The following is a 17,243-nucleotide window of genomic DNA, read 5'->3' as shown; positions in this document are numbered from 1 at the left end:
TCATCATCCCATTTTTTAGGGAAACGCACAGTTTAGAATATTGCGCTATTAACAAGATTGATCACATTGTCCACTATATCTACAATGCACTGAGCAGTATCCGGTTTTGTTATCGTAGTCACGAATACAATCATCACACACTTCGATGTCGCTATCACACTTTTTGTTAATAGGCATCTCGCCCCCACAATCTTCGCAAACAAAGGTTCTTACAGGCGGATTCTTATTTACTTTAGAATCATAAGCATTAATAATTTTATCCGCAAATTCATCGAAAGAACTATCGTAAATACATCTATACTCGTATGTATCTCCGTATTGTTCCGAAAAATCATGTAAAAGTTGGAGTATTAATTTCTTTTCCATAATTACTTTTTACGCCGCCACCGCCAGCTGATTAATAATTTCTTCTTCAATCGCTTCTATCTGATCTCTTTTGAGTAAGTGAGTTATTACAGTTCCTCGCTGTCATCCATCGTCAGAATTCACCAATCTTAAATACGCCTATTTGCTTTTACCATGCAACACGGGCCTACTATGGATTTACTCGCTTAAACCTTTTGCACGCGTGAAAGGAATCGAACCTTCAACCACCGGTTTTGGAGACCGGAACTCTACCAGTTGAGCTACACGCGCATATCTACAGCATGTAGACCAGCTTTATCTTTCTTTACCGTCGAGCAACGGAGGGCGCACTCGAACCATGCTGTAGAATAATTTAAAAGAACTTTTGATAAATGCCCAGCCAAGACTAACCGGGCCTAAACTGCTTATGAGAATTATATACCCCACCAGTCCTCATCAGAATCCCAGGACGATGGAAATTTTGTTTTTTCGTTTAACTGATCCTGATCGCGCCGCCTATCAGCCCAGGAAACGAAAATGAACATGATCAGAACTGTTGCCAGCGTTGTTATTAGTGTGTATACCATTTCTTTCATATTATCAATTTATGAAGCAGATAGCCAGAGCTAGTGCGATGATTGCAATAGTTTGTATTACCGCCCTCATTTCTTCGTTTTTAAGTAGTTTTTCAACTCTAGCTCCCGAACCTTAAGCAGCTTCCTGTGTTGAGGTGTAAAACCACCCAGGCAACGCATAACACGGAGCATAATAATATCCGTATGTAGATCCATTTCTTTTTTAGATATTCTCATTTTAAGCAGATTTTTTAGTAAGGTTTGATAATTCGTTTCTCAAAAACATGATCTTCCTGCGATCCCGCGGAACTTCCCGGAGTGCAGCAAATAACAGCTCCGTGTAGTGCTTTCGCTGGTGTGAAACCAGATCCTCCCTTGATATATTTTTAGGAATCACCCTGAAAATAGCTACTGTATCGCCCGTCAACATCTTTAGCAAAAACTTGTCATCAATGCCGTAGTTCGCCCTGTAGCCCTCATGCTTATAACTATCCTGGATAATCCAATCCGGAAGGTCTGTTCCGTCAACAAAATGCTTTGTCATGACATGTTAGATTTGCGATAAACATAGTCTTCCCAGTCTGCCAAGGACACCATCCAATCACGCCCTATTTTTGAAGCGACAAGTTTTTTGTATTTTTGCCGCGTTTTGATTGCCCGTGTTATTACACGCACGCTCACGCCCGTTTGCTCACTTAGTTTCTGAATTGGCACAAGTTTTTCGACTTCCATTATGCTGTTTTTTTGAGTTGATTGTTTAGAGTCATGCTGACCAGCATCCCCGTTTTCTTTTTGGGAACAACAGTCAATTGTGGCTGCGTTGGCGTAGTGTCCTTGCGAATCAGCCAAAAGTTTTCCTCATAGTACTTCTTGCTCATGTCTACGCCGCTAATAGCGTTCATTTTTCGTTTAATGTTCTTCAGATGTACTTTCACCGTTTCCTGTGCCAAACCAAGTTCATACGCGATCTGCTTGGCCGTTAGCACACATTCCACATACATCTGCCGAATCTCTAATTCTCGTCTTGTTAAAAAATTTGATTTCATTTCTTTGATTTTTTGGTTTGGTGATTAGTATTTGGTCTGCACCCGGTTGCGAACCGGAAGGGCTATACCCAATGCAGAAGTTTTTTATAGTGGGTTATCGTGAATGTTGCCATGTATTTCATATGTTTTATAAATCATCCCCCATGGATGCCCATCCCCAAGAACAAACTTTGATTGACATTGAAGCCATTTAACCTCATCTCGACCAATCTGTGTTGCATGAGAAACAATATCCCCCTCAAATATCATTTTCCCGTTCTTGTCCTTTAAGCCGGTGTATTGGCCTACTGTCTCGGGGATGACTTGATGATCTGTGTAACACTCCATATAAGGACTCACATTTTCAACCCTTATAAAAGACCACCCCATATCTTGAGACAAAAAAAAGTAACCATACACCCACTCTCCGTTATCCACCCGCTTTCCGCGAAACAAAATTTCTCTTTTCATTATTTTGATTTTTTAGTTTTAGTATTTACGCCGCCTGCAGCGCGATTTGTGCAACAACCTCGTCCTCTATCTTCTTTATCTGCTTCTTATTAAGCTTATCCTTAATATCAATGCCGCCGCCAGCAATCAGCAACTCCACCGATTTAATATCAACAGTAACCGTCATACCAGCATCGTGCAGGTCGAAATAATCCCGATCGACATCATAATCAGCGTTAACCAACAATTCTGCAACCCCGTCGTCGCAAACTGTAAATGTGTTGTTCTGTAACATGTCTACTACTTTTAGTTATTGTTTAAGTTTTTTACTTACCTTACTTTTGTCCAGTAAGTGATTGTTAGTGTAAAGATAACATACATTATATGTAAAATGAAACACTTCAACATATATTTTATGTATTTAACATTTTGTTAACAATTCTTAACACGCAACCAAATCGAATGCAATTGAGAAACAATGAGTTATGAAAGAGTATAAATTTGGATACTATGATTTTCCGAATGATCGAAGTATTTACTATCTACTTTTATGTAAAGAAAGAACAGGCGGACTAAACAAGACGGAGAGAAAAGAGCTTAAGAGGTTGTATGGTTTATATAATGTATCTAATAAAAAGGTTGAAACCGGGGTACTGGAAAACTTGGAGGGATATAATTTAATCCATGACAATAATTTGATTAGAGTCGACTATGAAACAGGGTTGCCAAACCCTATACGAAGAGGGAGTGGTACTGATTATGTAATCACGGATGATGGTAATGAAGCACTTAAAAATCACACATTTGTGTCAGAAAGTGCCAAAAGAGAAGAATCGGAACAAGATAGAAGATTTACCAGAAGGTATGCCAGGTGGGGTTTCGGTATTAGCGTAGTATTAGTTTTAAAAGAAATCCTAGCCCTGATATTAAAAGCAATGTAATCATGATATAAAATTGAGCCTTCATTATGATCAGTGTCTCTTTTTCATATATAACAACAAGTCGATTGTATTCCGGTTCGTTGTCAATTGCCAATTGAACAGGAGGGTGCTTTGTTGGTTTAAACATTGCTTTAAATAAAGGATTACCCATAAACTTAATTTTAAACAAATATACATATAATCTGTGTGAATAAGAGAGACAAATTACATATAAAGGATGATATGCCCGAAAAGACAAAACGTCTTGTAAAAATTATTTTGCATTACACGGGGGGGAATGTAACAGAATTTTCAAGGGTGATAAATACCAGGCAACAATATGTAAGCCGGGTGTTGAAGCCTTTAGATGGAACAGGAAATTACCCAAGGGATCTAAGTGTAATTGAGGATGGCATGAAATCTAACTTGAAAGACTTGGATTTCGACTGGTATCTAACAGGCAAAGGCACAATGATACTGAGTACTGTTGACCAGAAAAATGCATCATCGGTTGGAGACAACAAAACTATCCAGAATCTATCCGAAGCGCTCCTGAAGGCAAACACCGCAAACCAAAACCTGGTGGAGCAAAATGGGAAGATCCTGGATAGGATACTGCTCAGTTTAGATGCACTCGTCCAAGCTTCATTAGCCGACAGGGCGAAAGAAAGATCTTCTGGTGCGGTTGAACATCTTCCTCTTTCGGGCAAAACAACACCTCAGCCATTGGAGGATCAGAAAGACAAGTAAAGGGGCATGTTTCTGAATAAGAGCAGTTAGCGCACTTTTCATTCATTTTTTTAATCGTAGTACTCATTAGCGTCTATATTATTTTCTTAAATTGGTACCACAAAATAAAGTAAAAACAAATTACATACTAAAACATTTAGCAAAAATATTTATTCACAACAAATTAAAACTAATACTAATGAGAAATTTTGTACTACTAACATTGATGTTGCTCCCCATGATATTATTTGCTCAAAAGAAAAATGATTCGCTTGTCACCTCGATAGGTTGGGTTATTCATAAGGGGGACATAATAAAAACAGGAATAGGATCCATGGATAATGGAAGATTCGCTTTTATACAGGTGTCGCAGGCCACCCAGGGACTGGGCGGAAATCCGCATCTTCCGGCCAACGAAGCCAACAAGGAATTTAAGATTTTCAAGATTAAGGTATTTCGAGGTAAACAAATACCTGTAATTACATACAAGAACACCACATTTTCTGGAAGGTGGGATGTAAATATTGAGGGTGCAATTGCAAAGGGCGAGATCATCGTTCCGGAGCAATACAGGCAATCATCACCGGCCCCCGCCCCTTCCAAGGCTGACGAGCTGGCGAAGTTGAAGAAATTATTAGACGACGGCGTTCTGACAAAGGAGGAGTTCGAAAAGGAAAAGGGGAAGATTTTAGAGAGGTAGTATTGATACTCAATTGGATAGCGTCGGATATTTCACAATAAACGATTATTCATTAAATTTGTTCTATTTAATGATATGGCTGAAATCATAATAAATAAAAGCACTGGAACTCATAAGGTTGAGCACCTCAAAGTTTCTCCCAAAAAGAAAGTCATCGGTCATATTAATGGAATTAGCTTTGTCGATGCAGACACTATGCACCATGTTTTCTATTTCCCTTCTTTGGATGCCTCAGGATATGGAAACACGTTTGAAGAAGCGCAACAAATGGCACTTGATTCAGCAAATGAGACCTTAAGGTATTTGATGGATGCTGATCCAGGAGAAAGTCAAAGACTTTTAAAATCCTTGGGATGGAGTCAAGACAAAATGTTCAGAAAGAATTTCTCACATGCTCATGTTGATTCGGACGGTGTTTTGCAGGGGTTTAATGTCGTTGAGAACAGTGTACAAAAAATTTCAATGACTGCTGCGTAATTTTGGATGGGGAACAATAGACCAATAAAAACTGCCCACTGGATAAAATTCCTTAACTACAAAGGGTTTTTTGCCAAGCCCAACAGCACTGTTGGGAGCCACACAAAATATACAAAGCGAAATGCCTTCAGGAGCATCCCAGTACGGGAGAATGACAAAGATGTACCAGCCCTACACCTTCGGACTGGCTGTAGAACCATAGGTTGTACAATGGAGGAAATATATCAATGGGTGGATGAAAATTGCTAATTGTAATTTCAAACTTTCAGATCATATTTAGGAGCTAGTACAATTAGGTCGAATGACATCAATCGTGTATGTAAACGCTCATCCTTATCGATATTCCTAAACTCGCGCTCCTCATCTTCAGTTTCATATAGAAAAAGAAAACTATTTTTGTTGTAGTATTTTAATGGTTCTTCTTCATTATACGCATCAACTAAAATAAACCGGCAACCTGTCTTATTATTTTCATCTATAAACCAAGCCTTAATGAAGTCCATCAACTCACATCCAATTTTTTTGCCACGGTAAGCCTTGTTGACCCCCAGCCGCCCGATCAGAACCGCAGGATAACTATTATATTGCTTAACATATGGGATTCGGCGATTGACCTTGTTTCGCGTTTTTTTGGGAAGAGTCCCAACCCTGATACTATCATTTGAGACAGTGAAAGCACAAATAATCTCTTTCGGATCATTATCCAATAAAAAGCAATACGATTTCCCAAGGTACTGTTTTGAATATTTTACGGAATCATTCAGAAAGAAGTCGTCCAAATCGGGATGCCCGCAGCTAAAATGATTCGCAGTCAACAAAACATCACCGGTAAGAGGAGAAAATGTGCAGTTGTCTTCTAAAAATCCCAATTTATAAGATTATCTCATTTTGGCTTTCTTCAAAATAGATTGCGCAGCAGTGTATTGTTTCTTAAAACTTACAGTTTCCTTTTTCTCAGACATAGTGGTATCCGCCTTCTTTATGAAAGCTTTTGCACTTGCCCCCTTTAAAACGGGGCTATTTTGGATAGTCATTGCCATAATTAACTGTTAAATAGTCACACCAAATACATGTTTGGTGTACCGTACAACAAAGATAGTTAAAACGTAGACGTAAAATGTCACTTAAAGTAACAATTAAAAAGACAACTAAAATGACATCTAAAATAAAACTTTAAATAAACTTTTGAATATTAAAACGTTACGAATTAAATAGACTTGTTAAAATCAGCCTCATGGGTGTATGGCACTGTTGATAATCGGAAAATACTGACATAGTGAGCCGAATAGAGCAAATGTTAATATTTGCAAAATGTAAATTATTTTTCGTTTTTGTGAATTTTATTTCATATCTTTACATCATGGTAGTTATTTCCAAAGCAAAACTGATCGATTTTTACGACATTGAGCATCGGGCGAAAGATCCATTATTAAAATGGTATTATGAGGCTCTCAGTTGTGATTGGGCTGGCTTTGCTGATGTGAAAAAAACATTCAATAGTGTAGATGCTGTTGGAAATGATCGATTTGTATTTAATATAGGTGGAAATAAATACCGGCTGGTTGCGATGATTCATTTTAGTAAACGTACTTTATATATTAGATTTGTTGGCACACATAAAGAGTACTATTTGATAGACTGTAAAACGATATAACATGAGCAAAACAATGACAAAGGCTGAATATATAGTAGCACAAGCCGAAATGGAAAGACTCCTGGCAAAGGCGACAGACGGCGGCGGGTTTGCATCCCTCTCACCCAATGATAGTAAATTATTGGACAAGCACACAGAAGCTGTTCGGGCCTACGAAGATCAAAATTATGTACTTCCAATGCCGGATAGTATACCTGGTATCCTGCAGTTGAAAATGTACGAGAAGCAGCTGAAGCAAAAGGAACTCGCAGAAATACTTAATACCACAAGCACCCAGCTATCAGAAATTATGCACAATAAGCGCAAACCCACAATTGGTCTTTTAAAGTCTCTCAACGAAAAGCTCGGCGTCGATGGCAATTTATTGCTACGATTGGTCTAGCCTACTCATATAGTTTATTCACCTCATTGCTGATTAGATCGTCTTCCAGATCCTTTAAATACTTTTCGGTCATAGACGTCTTAGAGTGACCCAATGCATCCTTAATGACGTTTATATTAACTCCCATACGCTTTATGTTGGTTGCGAAGCTATGCCTGGCAACATGAAGGGAAATATCCTTGTCAATACCGGCTTTATAGGCGGCTATTTTAAGGTATTTATTCATGGTGGCATTCGCAACTCCCAAGATGTCCTTTTTATGCCATACGCTTTCAACACGCTTCTTTACTGCCGGGAACAGATAGATGCTTTTGCCGTTGATGTACTTATCAATAATCTTCCTCAATTTTCCGTGAATCTTAATCTCCCTAACTTTTTGCCCTTTATTCATACGGTACTTTATTATATCCCCAACAACATCCTCACGTTCCATTAGGGCAACGGACTCAAACCTGGCGCCATGCAGGTAATATGAAAACAGATACATGTCTACAGCCAGTTCCATATTCCCATCAAAGACTGTATTTTCAAGTTTGGCGATTTCGTCAAGATTTAATTTTTCCCGATCGACCGGTTTTGCCTTTACGGTTTCAGCATAAATGGCAAACTCGTTGTTCCCCTTCCATCTGACATACTCCAAAACAGTAGAAATATCTTGCAGGTTTTTTTTAATGGTTGATTGTGCATTGCCCTTATCGATTCGAAAATTAACATACTTTTCCACGACATCTTTGGAAACCTTGTTCAATGGATAGTCGTGAACCAGCGCCTCTTTAAGATACTCCTTGTTTGTAAGCAACCGGTTATAGGCCGCTACCTTTTCCTCCTTCTCCAGCTGCGTTAGCTTTTTGTCTACGGCCTGAAATAGCGTCATCACCTTATCCCCTTCTCCAAAAAATAACGCGTTCGCCAATTCCTTGTACTGGATGGATATTTTCTTGTTTATCGTGTCAGCATCCGGATGCTTATATACCCAGGCATCATGCTGGCTGCGCAACTGCGATGCTTTCACAGAAAAACCCGTCTTCTCATATTTAACCTTTCGATCTTCTGTAATACGAAACAGTATTGGCAATGTGCCATCTTTCTTTTCCTGATGCTTTAACTGGACTACCTTTATTGTAACTCCCATAGATTTGTTTTGTTAAACAAAGGTAGTTTTTCCGTTAAACATACGTAAAACAAAACGTGTAGAAGGAGTGTAAATAAGGGTAAATAAGGGTGTGTTTCGGCACTAGTGTTTTACATGCCTAAAAAGAGAAAAGCCCCGTAAATAAAGCGTTTCAGCTGATTTACGAGGCTTTGTAAGCTCTCAAAATGTCGGGAAGACAGGATTCGAACCTGCGACCCCCTGGTCCCAAACCAGGTGCGCTACCGGCCTGCGCTACTTCCCGAATCCGGTATTTTGATCTTCAAGAAACCGTTTAATTCCACGTTTCTTAATTTTCATTTCCAAAGATACTGCTTCACTCCTGCTCGCAAACACATTGCTCCAAATCAACTCCCAGGGCATTCCTTTCTTTGTAAACTTACCCTCACCATTATTATGTCTTCGCAACCGGTCTGCCAAATCTACGGTGCTCCCAACATAATACTTTTTCAAAGACTCACTATACAATATATACGTTGTATACTTCATTTGCGGCCCTGGCGCCTCAGGCGCCATGCGCTACCGGCCTGCGCTACTTCCCGAATCCGGTATTTTGATCTTCAAGAAACCGTTTAATTCCACGTTTCTTAATTTTCATTTCCAAAGATACTTTCTCGCCTGGTGTGTATAAACTAAGCGGCTGCAAAAGTAAGGGATTTTTATAAAAAAAAATAAAAATAAATACCAGAAAGAAAAAACTACTGTTCCAGTACCTCCCGCTTCTCCAGTAAGCGTTTCAACAAAGTGAGCTGGTTTTGCGCTCTTATAAAATTATGCCCTTCATATTTTGCACCGTAATAACGGTCATCGTTTAAGTAATCTGTTAAAAACCGCAGCGCCTGCATATAGATCATGAAAAGCCCGGAATAGAAAAAGTGCGCCTTCTCTGCCAATGTCAGTTCATCCTTCATCTCCTCCAGGTAACCTTTTACAATTGCCCTGTAATATTCTTCCCGCACCACAATCTTGCTGAAATCCTGTTCTTCCTCGCTTACGGGGCAAAGGTAGGTGCGCATCATATCTCCTACGTCGCTGATGAAATAGCCCGGCATCACTGTATCCAGATCAATCACGCAAAGTCCTTTGTTGTTTTCATCAAACAATACATTGCTGATCTTGGTATCATGATGCGTTACCCGCCGCTTAAAATCGGGATTTTTTAATATTTCCCGGAATCGGTCCACAATACCTGCCTGCGCTTTCAGTTCCCCGATCATATCGCCGGCAGCAGCCACCCGCTCACAGTTCCCCTTTTCTAAGGCCTCCAGGAACTGCTCATACCGTAATACCAGGTCATGAAAAGAAGGAAGCGTGATCTTTAATTTCTCTACCGGAATACCAGACAATTTGCGGGTAAACATTCCAAATTGCTTTGCGGCTTCATATGCTTGTTGAGGTTCCTCCACAACGTCTACGGAATGACTGCCTTTTACAAAAGGAAACATCCGGTAATAGCCATCATCCGCTATATGCAAGATCGTTCCTCCTGAAACCGTTTTCACCGGTGCTACAAAAAAATACGCAGCATCCTGCTCGTTCAGATAAGCGTCAATAAATTCCAGGTTCCAGGCTATGGCTTCCGGCTCCCGGAATACGTTCTGATTTACTTTCTGCAAAATATAGCGATCTTCTCCGTTACGAAGTTCCCATGTATGATTGATCAACCCGCTTCCAAAAGGTTTTACCGCACACTGATCTGCCTTCATTCCATAACCGGCAAGTACTTTATCCATAATTTGGTTTAAAGGGATAAATGTATAAAATAAAGTGTAAGTTTTTTTTCAAAACCCGGTGCAAACGTTTGCCCTGCAAGTGATTTTATGTGTTGTAAACCAGTGCAACCGGAATTTCCTTATGCCGGTAAGCTTTATCAACGGCGTTCTCATCAGGCTTGTGCTGTAATATATCCATAAGCATTTTCATGGCGGCCTCACCCTGGCTGTACGGGAACTGGTCTATGGAAACAACCGGCGGGTAGGCCGTGTGCTTGTTTACCGAGATATTGGCATAGCTGGCAAACAGGATATCTTCATTGATCTTTACATGTTCTTTGAGTGCGTATTTTACGGCGTCCATATGCACATAATCATTGAAACTGATAATAGCATCCGGTGGTTTTTTGAGTGCCAACAACCGGGCCACGGCCTTGTGTGTCCCTTCCTCCGAAAAATCGGTCTGCTCCACCATCTGCATATCTACTTTCAACTTTCTCCGGGAAATTCCTTCGATATAACCATCCAGCCGCTCCTTGGATGCAATAATGGCACCCGGACCATTGATAAATGCAATGCGCTTCCGGTCTTGCTTGAACAGCCATTCGATCATGTCTACAGTACCTTCAAACAGATTGCAATACACTTTGTTTACCCCGGCCTGGGAAGGCACGCGGTCAAAATATACCACCGGTATGTTATAGGCATCCAGCGTTTTCAGATGATCGCTCTTATTGGTTTCTTTCGACAAAGAAATGATCAGCCCGTCTACCCGCTGGTTCTTCATTGCATCCACTACCTGGCGTTCCTTATCAATACGATCATGACTCTGGCCAAACAAGATCGTATAGCCGTTTTCTAACGCCACATCCTCGATACCACTGATGCCCTTCGAGAAAAAGTCTTCGTAAATATGCGGTACAATCACCCCTATAACGAAGCTTCTTTTTTGCTTGAAAAAAATCGCCTTGGAATTGGGCTCATAATTCAGTGCCTTCGCCAGCTCCTTTACCGCTTCCTTTGTCTTTGTACTGATCCGCGGGTGATCGCTCAACGCTCTTGACACAGTGGATACAGAAACGTTCAGCCGCCTGGCGATTTCCTTTATTGTTGGTATTGACTCGCTCACAATTCTAATATATGCAAAATTTAAAGATAAAACAATTATTTTATAGTTGCTCAGGAACTGCGCTACACCGCAAACCTATTATTTTTTCCAAAAAGCAACCCATAAATTATTACATTACTTTTGCTTCAAGTTTGATAGCATGAAGCACAGCGTACTGATCATTGATGATGAGGAAAAATTAAGACAGCTTCTTTCCCGGATCATCGCACTCGAAGGGTTTGAAGTATTCCAGGCAGGAGACAGCCGCTCCGGACTGAAGCAATTGGAAAAGACTGCTGCGGATGTGGTACTCTGTGATGTAAAACTGCCGGACGCAAACGGCGTAGACCTGGTAAAAAAAATAAAAGACCTGGCTCCGCAAACAGAAGTGATCCTCTTAACAGCTTATGGCAATATTCCTGACGGTGTGCAAGCCATAAAAAACGGGGCCTTCGATTACATTACCAAAGGGGACGATAATAACCGCATCATTCCGCTGCTGAACCGGGCGGTGGAAAAAGTTACCCTCCGCAAAAGAGTGCTGCAGCTGGAACAGCAGCTCGGCAATAAATATTCATTCGACAGCGTTATCGGGCAGTCGGAAGCCATACAACAAGCCATTCTCTTTGGAAAAAAAGTGGCACCCACCGATGCCACGGTATTGATTACCGGTGAAACCGGAACCGGCAAAGAAGTGTTTGCGAGAGCCATCCATGAGGCCAGCGGCCGGAGAACCAAAAATTTTGTGGCGATTAACTGTGCCGCATTCAGCAGGGAGCTACTGGAAGGGGAACTTTTCGGACACCGGGCCGGTTCTTTTACCGGCGCCGTAAAGGACCAGGCCGGCTTACTGGAAGAAGCCAACAATGGTACATTATTCCTGGATGAGATCGGCGAAATGGCGATCGATTTGCAGGCCAAGCTACTCCGGGTACTGGAATCCGGTGAGTTCATTAAGATTGGCGAAACCAGGCCTACAAAGATCAACCTACGGCTGCTGGCGGCTACCAACCGGAACCTCCTGAAGGAAATTGAAACCGGGCAATTCAGGGAGGATCTTTATTACCGCATTGCTGCCTTTAAAATCAATCTTCCCGCATTAAGGGAACGGAAAAAAGACATAAAAGCACTGGCCTCCTTTTATCTCCGGTTGTTTGCTCAAAAAACAAACAAAAAGGACCTCCGCATTTCAACGGAGGCCCTGGAAGCACTAACGCAATATCGCTGGCCGGGCAATATCCGCGAGCTAAAGAACAGCATTGAGCGCAGCGTGATCCTGATGCAGGATGATGAACTGCATATTGAAGATCTTCCGCTGGAAGTTCAGCAATACCGGTCTTCGTCAGCCGGCCCGGGAGAAAATCCGTCGTCGCTGGCTTTCATAGAGAAAACCCATATCCGCCGGATCCTGCAATTTACCAAAGGCAATAAAGCCGAGGCGGCCCGTATGCTTGAAATCGGGGTGGCTACCCTGTACAGGAAAATTGATGAGTATAAGCTGTAAACCCGTTATGACTTAACCCTGGCTCCTGCCTTTTCATACCTTACTTTCTCATTTTGAGAACCGAGCCTATCATTTTGATAGGCTTTTTTATGCCTCCAATTTCCTGACACTCCCTTAAACAATTAACCACCAATCATTTACACACCTGTAAAAAAAACGGTGCTGTTTTTGGCACCGGAGGGATGAATTAAATACAAAAAAATTACAGACATATGTTACCAGCTATTCTTACACTTTCAGGCATCGGCTGCTTTATCCTCTTTTTCAGATCCATTTCCTTTTTTGAAAAAATCTAAGGAAGCATCTATAAACTATTTAATCTTAATAAAATGACAGAACTATTCATTATCGCTCTCCTTGTATTTATTTATATGTGTTATGTGCTGCTCAAACCAGAAAAGTTTTAGGACGCAGCCCTACATCGCACTAAAAATTTTTCACTATTAACATTTCTCTTTCTCACTATAAAACTTCTTACCAAACAATGAACACTGAAATATTAGGCATCGTCGTTATGTTTGTTCTTACACTGCTGCTATCGCTCCCCCTGGGCAGGTATATAGCTAAAGTGTATGGTAACGAGCGTAGTTTTCTGGACCCGGTTTTTAACCCCATCGAACGGCTTCTTTTTAAACTCAGCGGGATTAATCCGCAAAAAGAACAAAACTGGAAGCAACAGCTGGTGGTCTTACTGGTTATAAATCTGATCTGGTTTTTGCTGGGCATGTTCATTCTATTGAACCAATCGTGGTTGCCGCTAAATCCTGATCATAACCCTAACCAAACGCCCGACCAGGCTTTTAATACCGCTATTTCGTTCCTGGTAAACTGCAACCTGCAACATTACTCCGGAGAAACCGGCGTCAGTTACTTCAGCCAGCTTTACCTGATGTTTTTGCAGTTTGTAACCGCCGCCACAGGTATGGCCGCCGCTGCTGCAGTATTCTATGCTTTCCGGAAGGGAACGCATCAAACCCTGGGGAATTTTTACAACGCCTTTGTCAAATCCATCACCCGGATCCTGCTGCCCATTTCTATTATTATTGGCGTGATCCTGATCCTGAATCATACGCCCATGACCTTTGAAGGCAAACAGCAGATGATTTCCCTGCAGGGCGATACCACATATGTATCCACCGGTCCGGTGGCAGCATTTGTTCCGATCAAGCACCTGGGTACCAACGGCGGCGGCTTTTTTGGCGCCAATTCCGCACACCCCTTCGAAAATGTCAACTACATTACCAACATGACACAGATGATCGCACAAATGCTGATTCCCTTTGCCATGGTATTTGCTTTTGGACAGTTTATAAACCGCAGAAAACTGGGATGGGCCATCTGGTGCGTAATGACTCTTGGATTCCTGATCCTTTGTATTCCGAATATCATTACGGAGATGAACGGTAATCCCAACATTACAGCCATGGGCGTTAGCCCTGCATTGGGCGCCATGGAAGGAAAAGAAGTACGCTTTGGCACCCCTGCCTCCGCCTATTGGAGTATTGCTACTACCGTAATATCCACTGGGTCCGTCAACTCCATGCATTCCAGCTATATGCCGTTGAGTGGCATGAATATGCTGCTGGCTATGATGACCAACTGTTTTTACGGAGGCTGTGGCGTTGGCATCCTGAATTATTTTGTGTTCATCATCCTTGCCGTTTTTATCAGCGGTCTGATGGTAGGCCGAACACCCGAATTCCTGGGTAAAAAAATAGAAGCCCGTGAAATGAAGATCGCCATGATCGTAGCCCTGCTGCACCCCCTGCTGATACTGGCCGGTACCGCATTGGCGGCGGCATTGCCGGCACAAACAGCTGCCACACTCGCCAATCCGGGCTTCCATGGCTTTAGTGAAATGCTCTACGAATATACGTCCAGTGCCGCCAACAACGGGAGCGGATTTGAAGGTTTGGGCGACAATACGCCCTGGTGGAACATCAGCACCGGTTTTGTATTGATCCTTTCCCGCTACCTGCCCATTATCGGTCCGGTAGCCATTGCCGGCATCCTCGGCGCCAAAAAATACATCCCTGAAAGTGCGGGTACGCTGAAAACAGACACTGCTACCTTCGGATTTATGGTATTCGCCGTGATCGTTATTGTAGCAGCGCTCTCTTTCTTCCCCGCATTAACACTGGGACCTATTGCAGAGTATTTTGGGATGGGGTAAGCAGCAGAATTGAGACAAGAAAATCGAGATACCAGGTTTGACATACCAGATTTAAGAATGCGGCGAAGCAATGCATTCAAAAACAAAAATCTTTATGTAGAACAGATTTCGCAAATTTCAAAATCTCAATGCTCGATTCCCGTATCTAATCAATCACCGTTCACTTCTCCTTAAACATCTCACAATGAAAAATCAATATACATCCTTGTTTCAAAAAGATCAGTTCCTCGAAGCACTGAAAGATTCTTTCGCTAAACTAAGCCCTTCGAAAATGTTCCGCAATCCGGTCATGTTCCTGGTATGGATCGGCACCCTGGTGATGCTGGGCGTATGCATCTGGATCGCAGCAGCGGGAAACAGCGCCGCGCAGGGATCACTGGCGTATAACATTACCATCACTTCCGTTCTTTTTATCACCCTGCTCTTTGCCAATTTTGCGGAAGCCATTGCTGAAGCGCGTGGAAAGGCCCAGGCCAACAGTTTACGTAAAACGAGGGAAGAAACCCCGGCAAAGAAAATAGAACGGGTAGGAGAAATGACGCTGAACGAAATACGTATTGTTCCTTCTTCCACCCTTGAACTCAATGATATTTTCATCTGCGAACCAGGTGATATCGTTCCTACCGACGGAGAGATTATCGAAGGCCTCGCTACGATTGACGAAAGCGCAATCACCGGCGAGAGTGCTCCCGTAATCCGGGAAGCCGGTGGTGATAAAAGCTCGGTAACTGGCGGCACCAAGGTTTTATCGGATAAAATAAAAGTAAAAGTAACCACAAGACCCGGCGAAAGTTTCCTGGACAAAATGATCGCTCTGGTAGAGGGAGCCTCCCGGCAGAAGACGCCCAACGAAATCGCCCTTACCATTTTGCTCGCCGGCTTTTCACTCGTATTTATTATCGTATGTACCACGCTGAAGCCATTTGGCGACTTTGCGCACACCCCCATTACCATCGCGGCCCTGATCGCACTTTTTGTTTGCCTGATCCCCACTACCATTGGCGGCCTGCTTTCTGCAATCGGCATTGCAGGTATGGACCGGGCGCTGCGGGCCAATGTAATCACCAAGAGTGGCAAGGCCGTTGAAACCGCGGGCGACATTGATGTGCTGTTGCTGGATAAAACAGGTACCATCACTATCGGAAACAGGAAGGCCACCCATTTTTGGCCGGCCAACGGCGTCAGTGAACAGAATTTCATGGAGGCTGCAGTACTGAGTTCTCTTGCAGACGAAACCCCAGAGGGAAAATCCATCGTGGAACTGGCTTCCGGCATGCTTAAAGATAAAAGCTATATTCCGCATGCACAGCAGCAGTTCTTTGCTGAGCACAGCAATTACAAACCAATCCCGTTCACCGCAGAGACCCGGTGCTCTGGCGTAAACTTCAGCGGCGTCCATATCCGTAAGGGCGCTATGGATGCCATTACAAGACTGGTTCAAAAAGCAGGCAACAGCATTCCGGCAGCAACCCTTATCCAAACAAAGAAGATCGCGAGCAATGGAGGTACTCCGCTGGTGGTAGCCCAAAACGACACGGTACTGGGAGTGATCGAACTACAGGACATCATCAAACCCGGCATCCGGGAGCGTTTTGAACGGCTGCGCCGGATGGGTATCAAAACAGTGATGGTAACCGGAGATAATCCGCTTACCGCCAAATTCATTGCAGAAAAAGCCGGGGTAGACGATTTTATTGCGGAGGCCAAACCTGAAGACAAAATGAATTATATCCGGAAGGAGCAGGCTGAAGGCCGCCTGGTTGCCATGATGGGCGACGGCACCAATGATGCACCCGCCCTGGCGCAGGCCGATGTAGGCGTGGCTATGAACAGCGGAACGCAGGCAGCCAAAGAAGCCGGCAATATGGTAGATCTTGACAATGACCCAACGAAGCTGATCGAGGTAGTAGAGATCGGGAAACAATTGCTGATGACCCGTGGCACACTCACTACTTTTAGCATCGCCAACGATGTGGCCAAATATTTTGCCATCATACCGGCATTATTCATTGCCGCTGTGCCAACCCTACAGGGGTTAAATATCATGCGGCTGCATAGTCCGGAAAGCGCCATTCTTTCTGCTGTAATCTTTAATGCCATTATCATTCCCTTACTGATACCATTGGCATTAAAAGGCGTTGCCTACAAACCCATCGGCGCCAGTGCACTGCTGCGAAGAAACCTCTTCATTTATGGGCTTGGCGGCATTATTGTGCCTTTTATCGGCATTAAGCTGATTGACCTGATGGTGGGACTGGTCTTTTAAAAACAATACTGGCATCCATTTTCGCTATAAATTTCTCAGGCCAGGGTCTCACCATAAATATTTCACCATTCAC

At 42.7% G+C, this 17,243-nt stretch carries 22 protein-coding genes and 2 tRNA genes; 10 read left to right on the top strand and 14 right to left on the bottom strand.

The annotated features are described in order from the left end of the window. Positions 1–48 precede the first annotated feature (48 nt). The 7 genes from LL912_RS00655 to LL912_RS00625 form a co-directional block, all read right to left on the bottom strand. Positions 49–366, bottom strand: coding sequence for a hypothetical protein (locus tag LL912_RS00655; protein ID WP_235551619.1), 318 nt, complete (start codon positions 364–366; stop codon positions 49–51). A 197-nt stretch (positions 367–563) separates the two neighbouring features. Then, a tRNA-Trp gene (locus tag LL912_RS00650) sits at positions 564–636 on the bottom strand. Between the two features lie 522 nt (positions 637–1,158). Then, positions 1,159–1,464 carry a hypothetical protein gene (locus tag LL912_RS00645; RefSeq protein ID WP_235551618.1) on the bottom strand — a complete coding sequence of 102 codons (306 nt, stop codon included), beginning with the start codon at positions 1,462–1,464 and terminating at the stop codon, positions 1,159–1,161. Continuing rightward, positions 1,461–1,652: a hypothetical protein gene (locus LL912_RS00640; RefSeq protein WP_235551617.1), complete on the bottom strand. Its 192-nt coding sequence runs from the start codon at positions 1,650–1,652 to the stop codon at positions 1,461–1,463. Before LL912_RS00640 ends, LL912_RS00645 begins: the two co-directional genes overlap by 4 nt. Further along, positions 1,652–1,966 (bottom strand): response regulator transcription factor, encoded by a 315-nt coding sequence (locus tag LL912_RS00635; protein ID WP_235551616.1) that lies wholly within the window; start codon positions 1,964–1,966, stop codon positions 1,652–1,654. The genes LL912_RS00640 and LL912_RS00635 overlap by 1 nt, the downstream gene beginning before the upstream one ends. A gap of 84 nt (positions 1,967–2,050) precedes the next feature. Then, positions 2,051–2,416, bottom strand: coding sequence for a YopX family protein (locus LL912_RS00630; protein WP_235551615.1), 366 nt, complete (start codon positions 2,414–2,416; stop codon positions 2,051–2,053). Positions 2,417–2,441: 25 nt separating this feature from the next. Continuing rightward, positions 2,442–2,690, bottom strand: coding sequence for a hypothetical protein (locus LL912_RS00625; RefSeq protein ID WP_235551614.1), 249 nt, complete (start codon positions 2,688–2,690; stop codon positions 2,442–2,444). Between the two features lie 190 nt (positions 2,691–2,880). Between LL912_RS00625 and LL912_RS00620 the strand changes: the two genes are divergently transcribed. The 4 genes from LL912_RS00620 (at position 2,881) to LL912_RS00605 (ending at position 5,221) form a co-directional block, all read left to right on the top strand. Further along, positions 2,881–3,336, top strand: a complete 456-nt coding sequence (locus tag LL912_RS00620; protein WP_235551613.1) for a hypothetical protein — start codon at positions 2,881–2,883, stop codon at positions 3,334–3,336. Positions 3,337–3,522: 186 nt separating this feature from the next. Continuing rightward, on the top strand, positions 3,523–4,065 hold the full coding sequence (locus LL912_RS00615; RefSeq protein WP_235551612.1) for a hypothetical protein: 543 nt from the start codon (positions 3,523–3,525) through the stop codon (positions 4,063–4,065). A gap of 178 nt (positions 4,066–4,243) precedes the next feature. Further along, on the top strand, positions 4,244–4,744 hold the full coding sequence (locus LL912_RS00610; protein ID WP_235551611.1) for an SHOCT domain-containing protein: 501 nt from the start codon (positions 4,244–4,246) through the stop codon (positions 4,742–4,744). A 75-nt stretch (positions 4,745–4,819) separates the two neighbouring features. After that, a complete protein-coding gene (locus LL912_RS00605; protein ID WP_235551610.1) occupies positions 4,820–5,221 on the top strand; it encodes a hypothetical protein in 402 nt (133 codons plus the stop codon). A gap of 257 nt (positions 5,222–5,478) precedes the next feature. Here LL912_RS00605 and LL912_RS00600 read toward each other — a convergent pair whose 3' ends face one another. Both LL912_RS00600 and LL912_RS00595 read right to left on the bottom strand, forming a co-directional pair. Then, the gene (locus LL912_RS00600) at positions 5,479–6,090 is read right to left on the bottom strand and encodes a GNAT family N-acetyltransferase (protein WP_235551609.1); all 612 of its coding nucleotides are present in this window, start codon (positions 6,088–6,090) and stop codon (positions 5,479–5,481) included. A gap of 9 nt (positions 6,091–6,099) precedes the next feature. Next, positions 6,100–6,261 carry a hypothetical protein gene (locus LL912_RS00595; protein WP_235551608.1) on the bottom strand — a complete coding sequence of 54 codons (162 nt, stop codon included), beginning with the start codon at positions 6,259–6,261 and terminating at the stop codon, positions 6,100–6,102. 236 nt (positions 6,262–6,497) lie between these two features. Between LL912_RS00595 and LL912_RS00590 the strand changes: the two genes are divergently transcribed. Both LL912_RS00590 and LL912_RS00585 read left to right on the top strand, forming a co-directional pair. Further along, positions 6,498–6,875 carry a type II toxin-antitoxin system HigB family toxin gene (locus LL912_RS00590; protein WP_235551607.1) on the top strand — a complete coding sequence of 126 codons (378 nt, stop codon included), beginning with the start codon at positions 6,498–6,500 and terminating at the stop codon, positions 6,873–6,875. Between the two features lies 1 nt (position 6,876). Further along, positions 6,877–7,257: a helix-turn-helix domain-containing protein gene (locus tag LL912_RS00585; RefSeq protein ID WP_235551606.1), complete on the top strand. Its 381-nt coding sequence runs from the start codon at positions 6,877–6,879 to the stop codon at positions 7,255–7,257. A gap of 1 nt (position 7,258) precedes the next feature. On the opposite strand, the gene LL912_RS00580 is transcribed toward LL912_RS00585, so the two are convergent. The 5 genes from LL912_RS00580 to LL912_RS00565 all read right to left on the bottom strand — a co-directional run bounded on the left by LL912_RS00580 (position 7,259) and on the right by LL912_RS00565 (position 11,248). Beyond that, complete coding sequence (locus tag LL912_RS00580; RefSeq protein ID WP_235551605.1) at positions 7,259–8,389, bottom strand: site-specific integrase; 1,131 nt, start codon at positions 8,387–8,389, stop codon at positions 7,259–7,261. 188 nt (positions 8,390–8,577) lie between these two features. Then, a tRNA-Pro gene (locus tag LL912_RS00575) sits at positions 8,578–8,651 on the bottom strand. Then, positions 8,642–8,896 carry a GIY-YIG nuclease family protein gene (locus LL912_RS26135; protein WP_406603588.1) on the bottom strand — a complete coding sequence of 85 codons (255 nt, stop codon included), beginning with the start codon at positions 8,894–8,896 and terminating at the stop codon, positions 8,642–8,644. The genes LL912_RS00575 and LL912_RS26135 overlap by 10 nt, the downstream gene beginning before the upstream one ends. Before the next feature lie 209 nt (positions 8,897–9,105). Next, complete coding sequence (locus tag LL912_RS00570) at positions 9,106–10,140, bottom strand: phosphotransferase enzyme family protein (protein ID WP_235551604.1); 1,035 nt, start codon at positions 10,138–10,140, stop codon at positions 9,106–9,108. Positions 10,141–10,225: 85 nt separating this feature from the next. Continuing rightward, positions 10,226–11,248: a LacI family DNA-binding transcriptional regulator gene (locus LL912_RS00565; protein WP_235551603.1), complete on the bottom strand. Its 1,023-nt coding sequence runs from the start codon at positions 11,246–11,248 to the stop codon at positions 10,226–10,228. Positions 11,249–11,387: 139 nt separating this feature from the next. Between LL912_RS00565 and LL912_RS00560 the strand changes: the two genes are divergently transcribed. The 4 genes from LL912_RS00560 to kdpB all read left to right on the top strand — a co-directional run bounded on the left by LL912_RS00560 (position 11,388) and on the right by kdpB (position 17,170). Then, positions 11,388–12,731: a sigma-54-dependent transcriptional regulator gene (locus tag LL912_RS00560; protein ID WP_235551602.1), complete on the top strand. Its 1,344-nt coding sequence runs from the start codon at positions 11,388–11,390 to the stop codon at positions 12,729–12,731. A gap of 329 nt (positions 12,732–13,060) precedes the next feature. Then, a complete protein-coding gene (locus tag LL912_RS26130; RefSeq protein ID WP_406603595.1) occupies positions 13,061–13,138 on the top strand; it encodes a potassium-transporting ATPase subunit F in 78 nt (25 codons plus the stop codon). 77 nt (positions 13,139–13,215) lie between these two features. Next, positions 13,216–14,904, top strand: coding sequence for a potassium-transporting ATPase subunit KdpA (kdpA, locus tag LL912_RS00555; protein WP_235551601.1), 1,689 nt, complete (start codon positions 13,216–13,218; stop codon positions 14,902–14,904). A 184-nt stretch (positions 14,905–15,088) separates the two neighbouring features. Then, complete coding sequence (kdpB, locus tag LL912_RS00550; RefSeq protein ID WP_235551600.1) at positions 15,089–17,170, top strand: potassium-transporting ATPase subunit KdpB; 2,082 nt, start codon at positions 15,089–15,091, stop codon at positions 17,168–17,170. The last annotated feature ends 73 nt before the right edge of the window (positions 17,171–17,243 follow it).

Source organism: Niabella agricola (genome assembly GCF_021538615.1).
Taxonomy (GTDB): domain Bacteria; phylum Bacteroidota; class Bacteroidia; order Chitinophagales; family Chitinophagaceae; genus Niabella; species Niabella agricola.
This window is presented reverse-complemented; position numbering and strand designations above follow the sequence as displayed.

What these genes read in the sequence shown, in the direction of transcription:
- LL912_RS00630 (WP_235551615.1), bottom strand. Translation starts at nt 2,416, where the DNA reads ATGAAAAGAGAAATTTTGTTTCGCGGAAAGCGGGTGGATAACGGAGAG.
- LL912_RS00585 (WP_235551606.1), top strand. Translation starts at nt 6,877, where the DNA reads ATGAGCAAAACAATGACAAAGGCTGAATATATAGTAGCACAAGCCGAA.
- LL912_RS00580 (WP_235551605.1), bottom strand. Translation starts at nt 8,389, where the DNA reads ATGGGAGTTACAATAAAGGTAGTCCAGTTAAAGCATCAGGAAAAGAAA.
- LL912_RS00570 (WP_235551604.1), bottom strand. Translation starts at nt 10,140, where the DNA reads ATGGATAAAGTACTTGCCGGTTATGGAATGAAGGCAGATCAGTGTGCG.
- kdpA (WP_235551601.1), top strand. Translation starts at nt 13,216, where the DNA reads ATGAACACTGAAATATTAGGCATCGTCGTTATGTTTGTTCTTACACTG.
- LL912_RS00595 (WP_235551608.1), bottom strand. Translation starts at nt 6,261, where the DNA reads ATGGCAATGACTATCCAAAATAGCCCCGTTTTAAAGGGGGCAAGTGCA.
- LL912_RS26135 (WP_406603588.1), bottom strand. Translation starts at nt 8,896, where the DNA reads ATGAAGTATACAACGTATATATTGTATAGTGAGTCTTTGAAAAAGTAT.
- LL912_RS00635 (WP_235551616.1), bottom strand. Translation starts at nt 1,966, where the DNA reads ATGAAATCAAATTTTTTAACAAGACGAGAATTAGAGATTCGGCAGATG.
- LL912_RS00640 (WP_235551617.1), bottom strand. Translation starts at nt 1,652, where the DNA reads ATGGAAGTCGAAAAACTTGTGCCAATTCAGAAACTAAGTGAGCAAACG.
- LL912_RS26130 (WP_406603595.1), top strand. Translation starts at nt 13,061, where the DNA reads ATGACAGAACTATTCATTATCGCTCTCCTTGTATTTATTTATATGTGT.
- LL912_RS00560 (WP_235551602.1), top strand. Translation starts at nt 11,388, where the DNA reads ATGAAGCACAGCGTACTGATCATTGATGATGAGGAAAAATTAAGACAG.
- kdpB (WP_235551600.1), top strand. Translation starts at nt 15,089, where the DNA reads ATGAAAAATCAATATACATCCTTGTTTCAAAAAGATCAGTTCCTCGAA.
- LL912_RS00610 (WP_235551611.1), top strand. Translation starts at nt 4,244, where the DNA reads ATGAGAAATTTTGTACTACTAACATTGATGTTGCTCCCCATGATATTA.
- LL912_RS00625 (WP_235551614.1), bottom strand. Translation starts at nt 2,690, where the DNA reads ATGTTACAGAACAACACATTTACAGTTTGCGACGACGGGGTTGCAGAA.
- LL912_RS00655 (WP_235551619.1), bottom strand. Translation starts at nt 366, where the DNA reads ATGGAAAAGAAATTAATACTCCAACTTTTACATGATTTTTCGGAACAA.
- LL912_RS00645 (WP_235551618.1), bottom strand. Translation starts at nt 1,464, where the DNA reads ATGACAAAGCATTTTGTTGACGGAACAGACCTTCCGGATTGGATTATC.
- LL912_RS00605 (WP_235551610.1), top strand. Translation starts at nt 4,820, where the DNA reads ATGGCTGAAATCATAATAAATAAAAGCACTGGAACTCATAAGGTTGAG.
- LL912_RS00620 (WP_235551613.1), top strand. Translation starts at nt 2,881, where the DNA reads ATGAAAGAGTATAAATTTGGATACTATGATTTTCCGAATGATCGAAGT.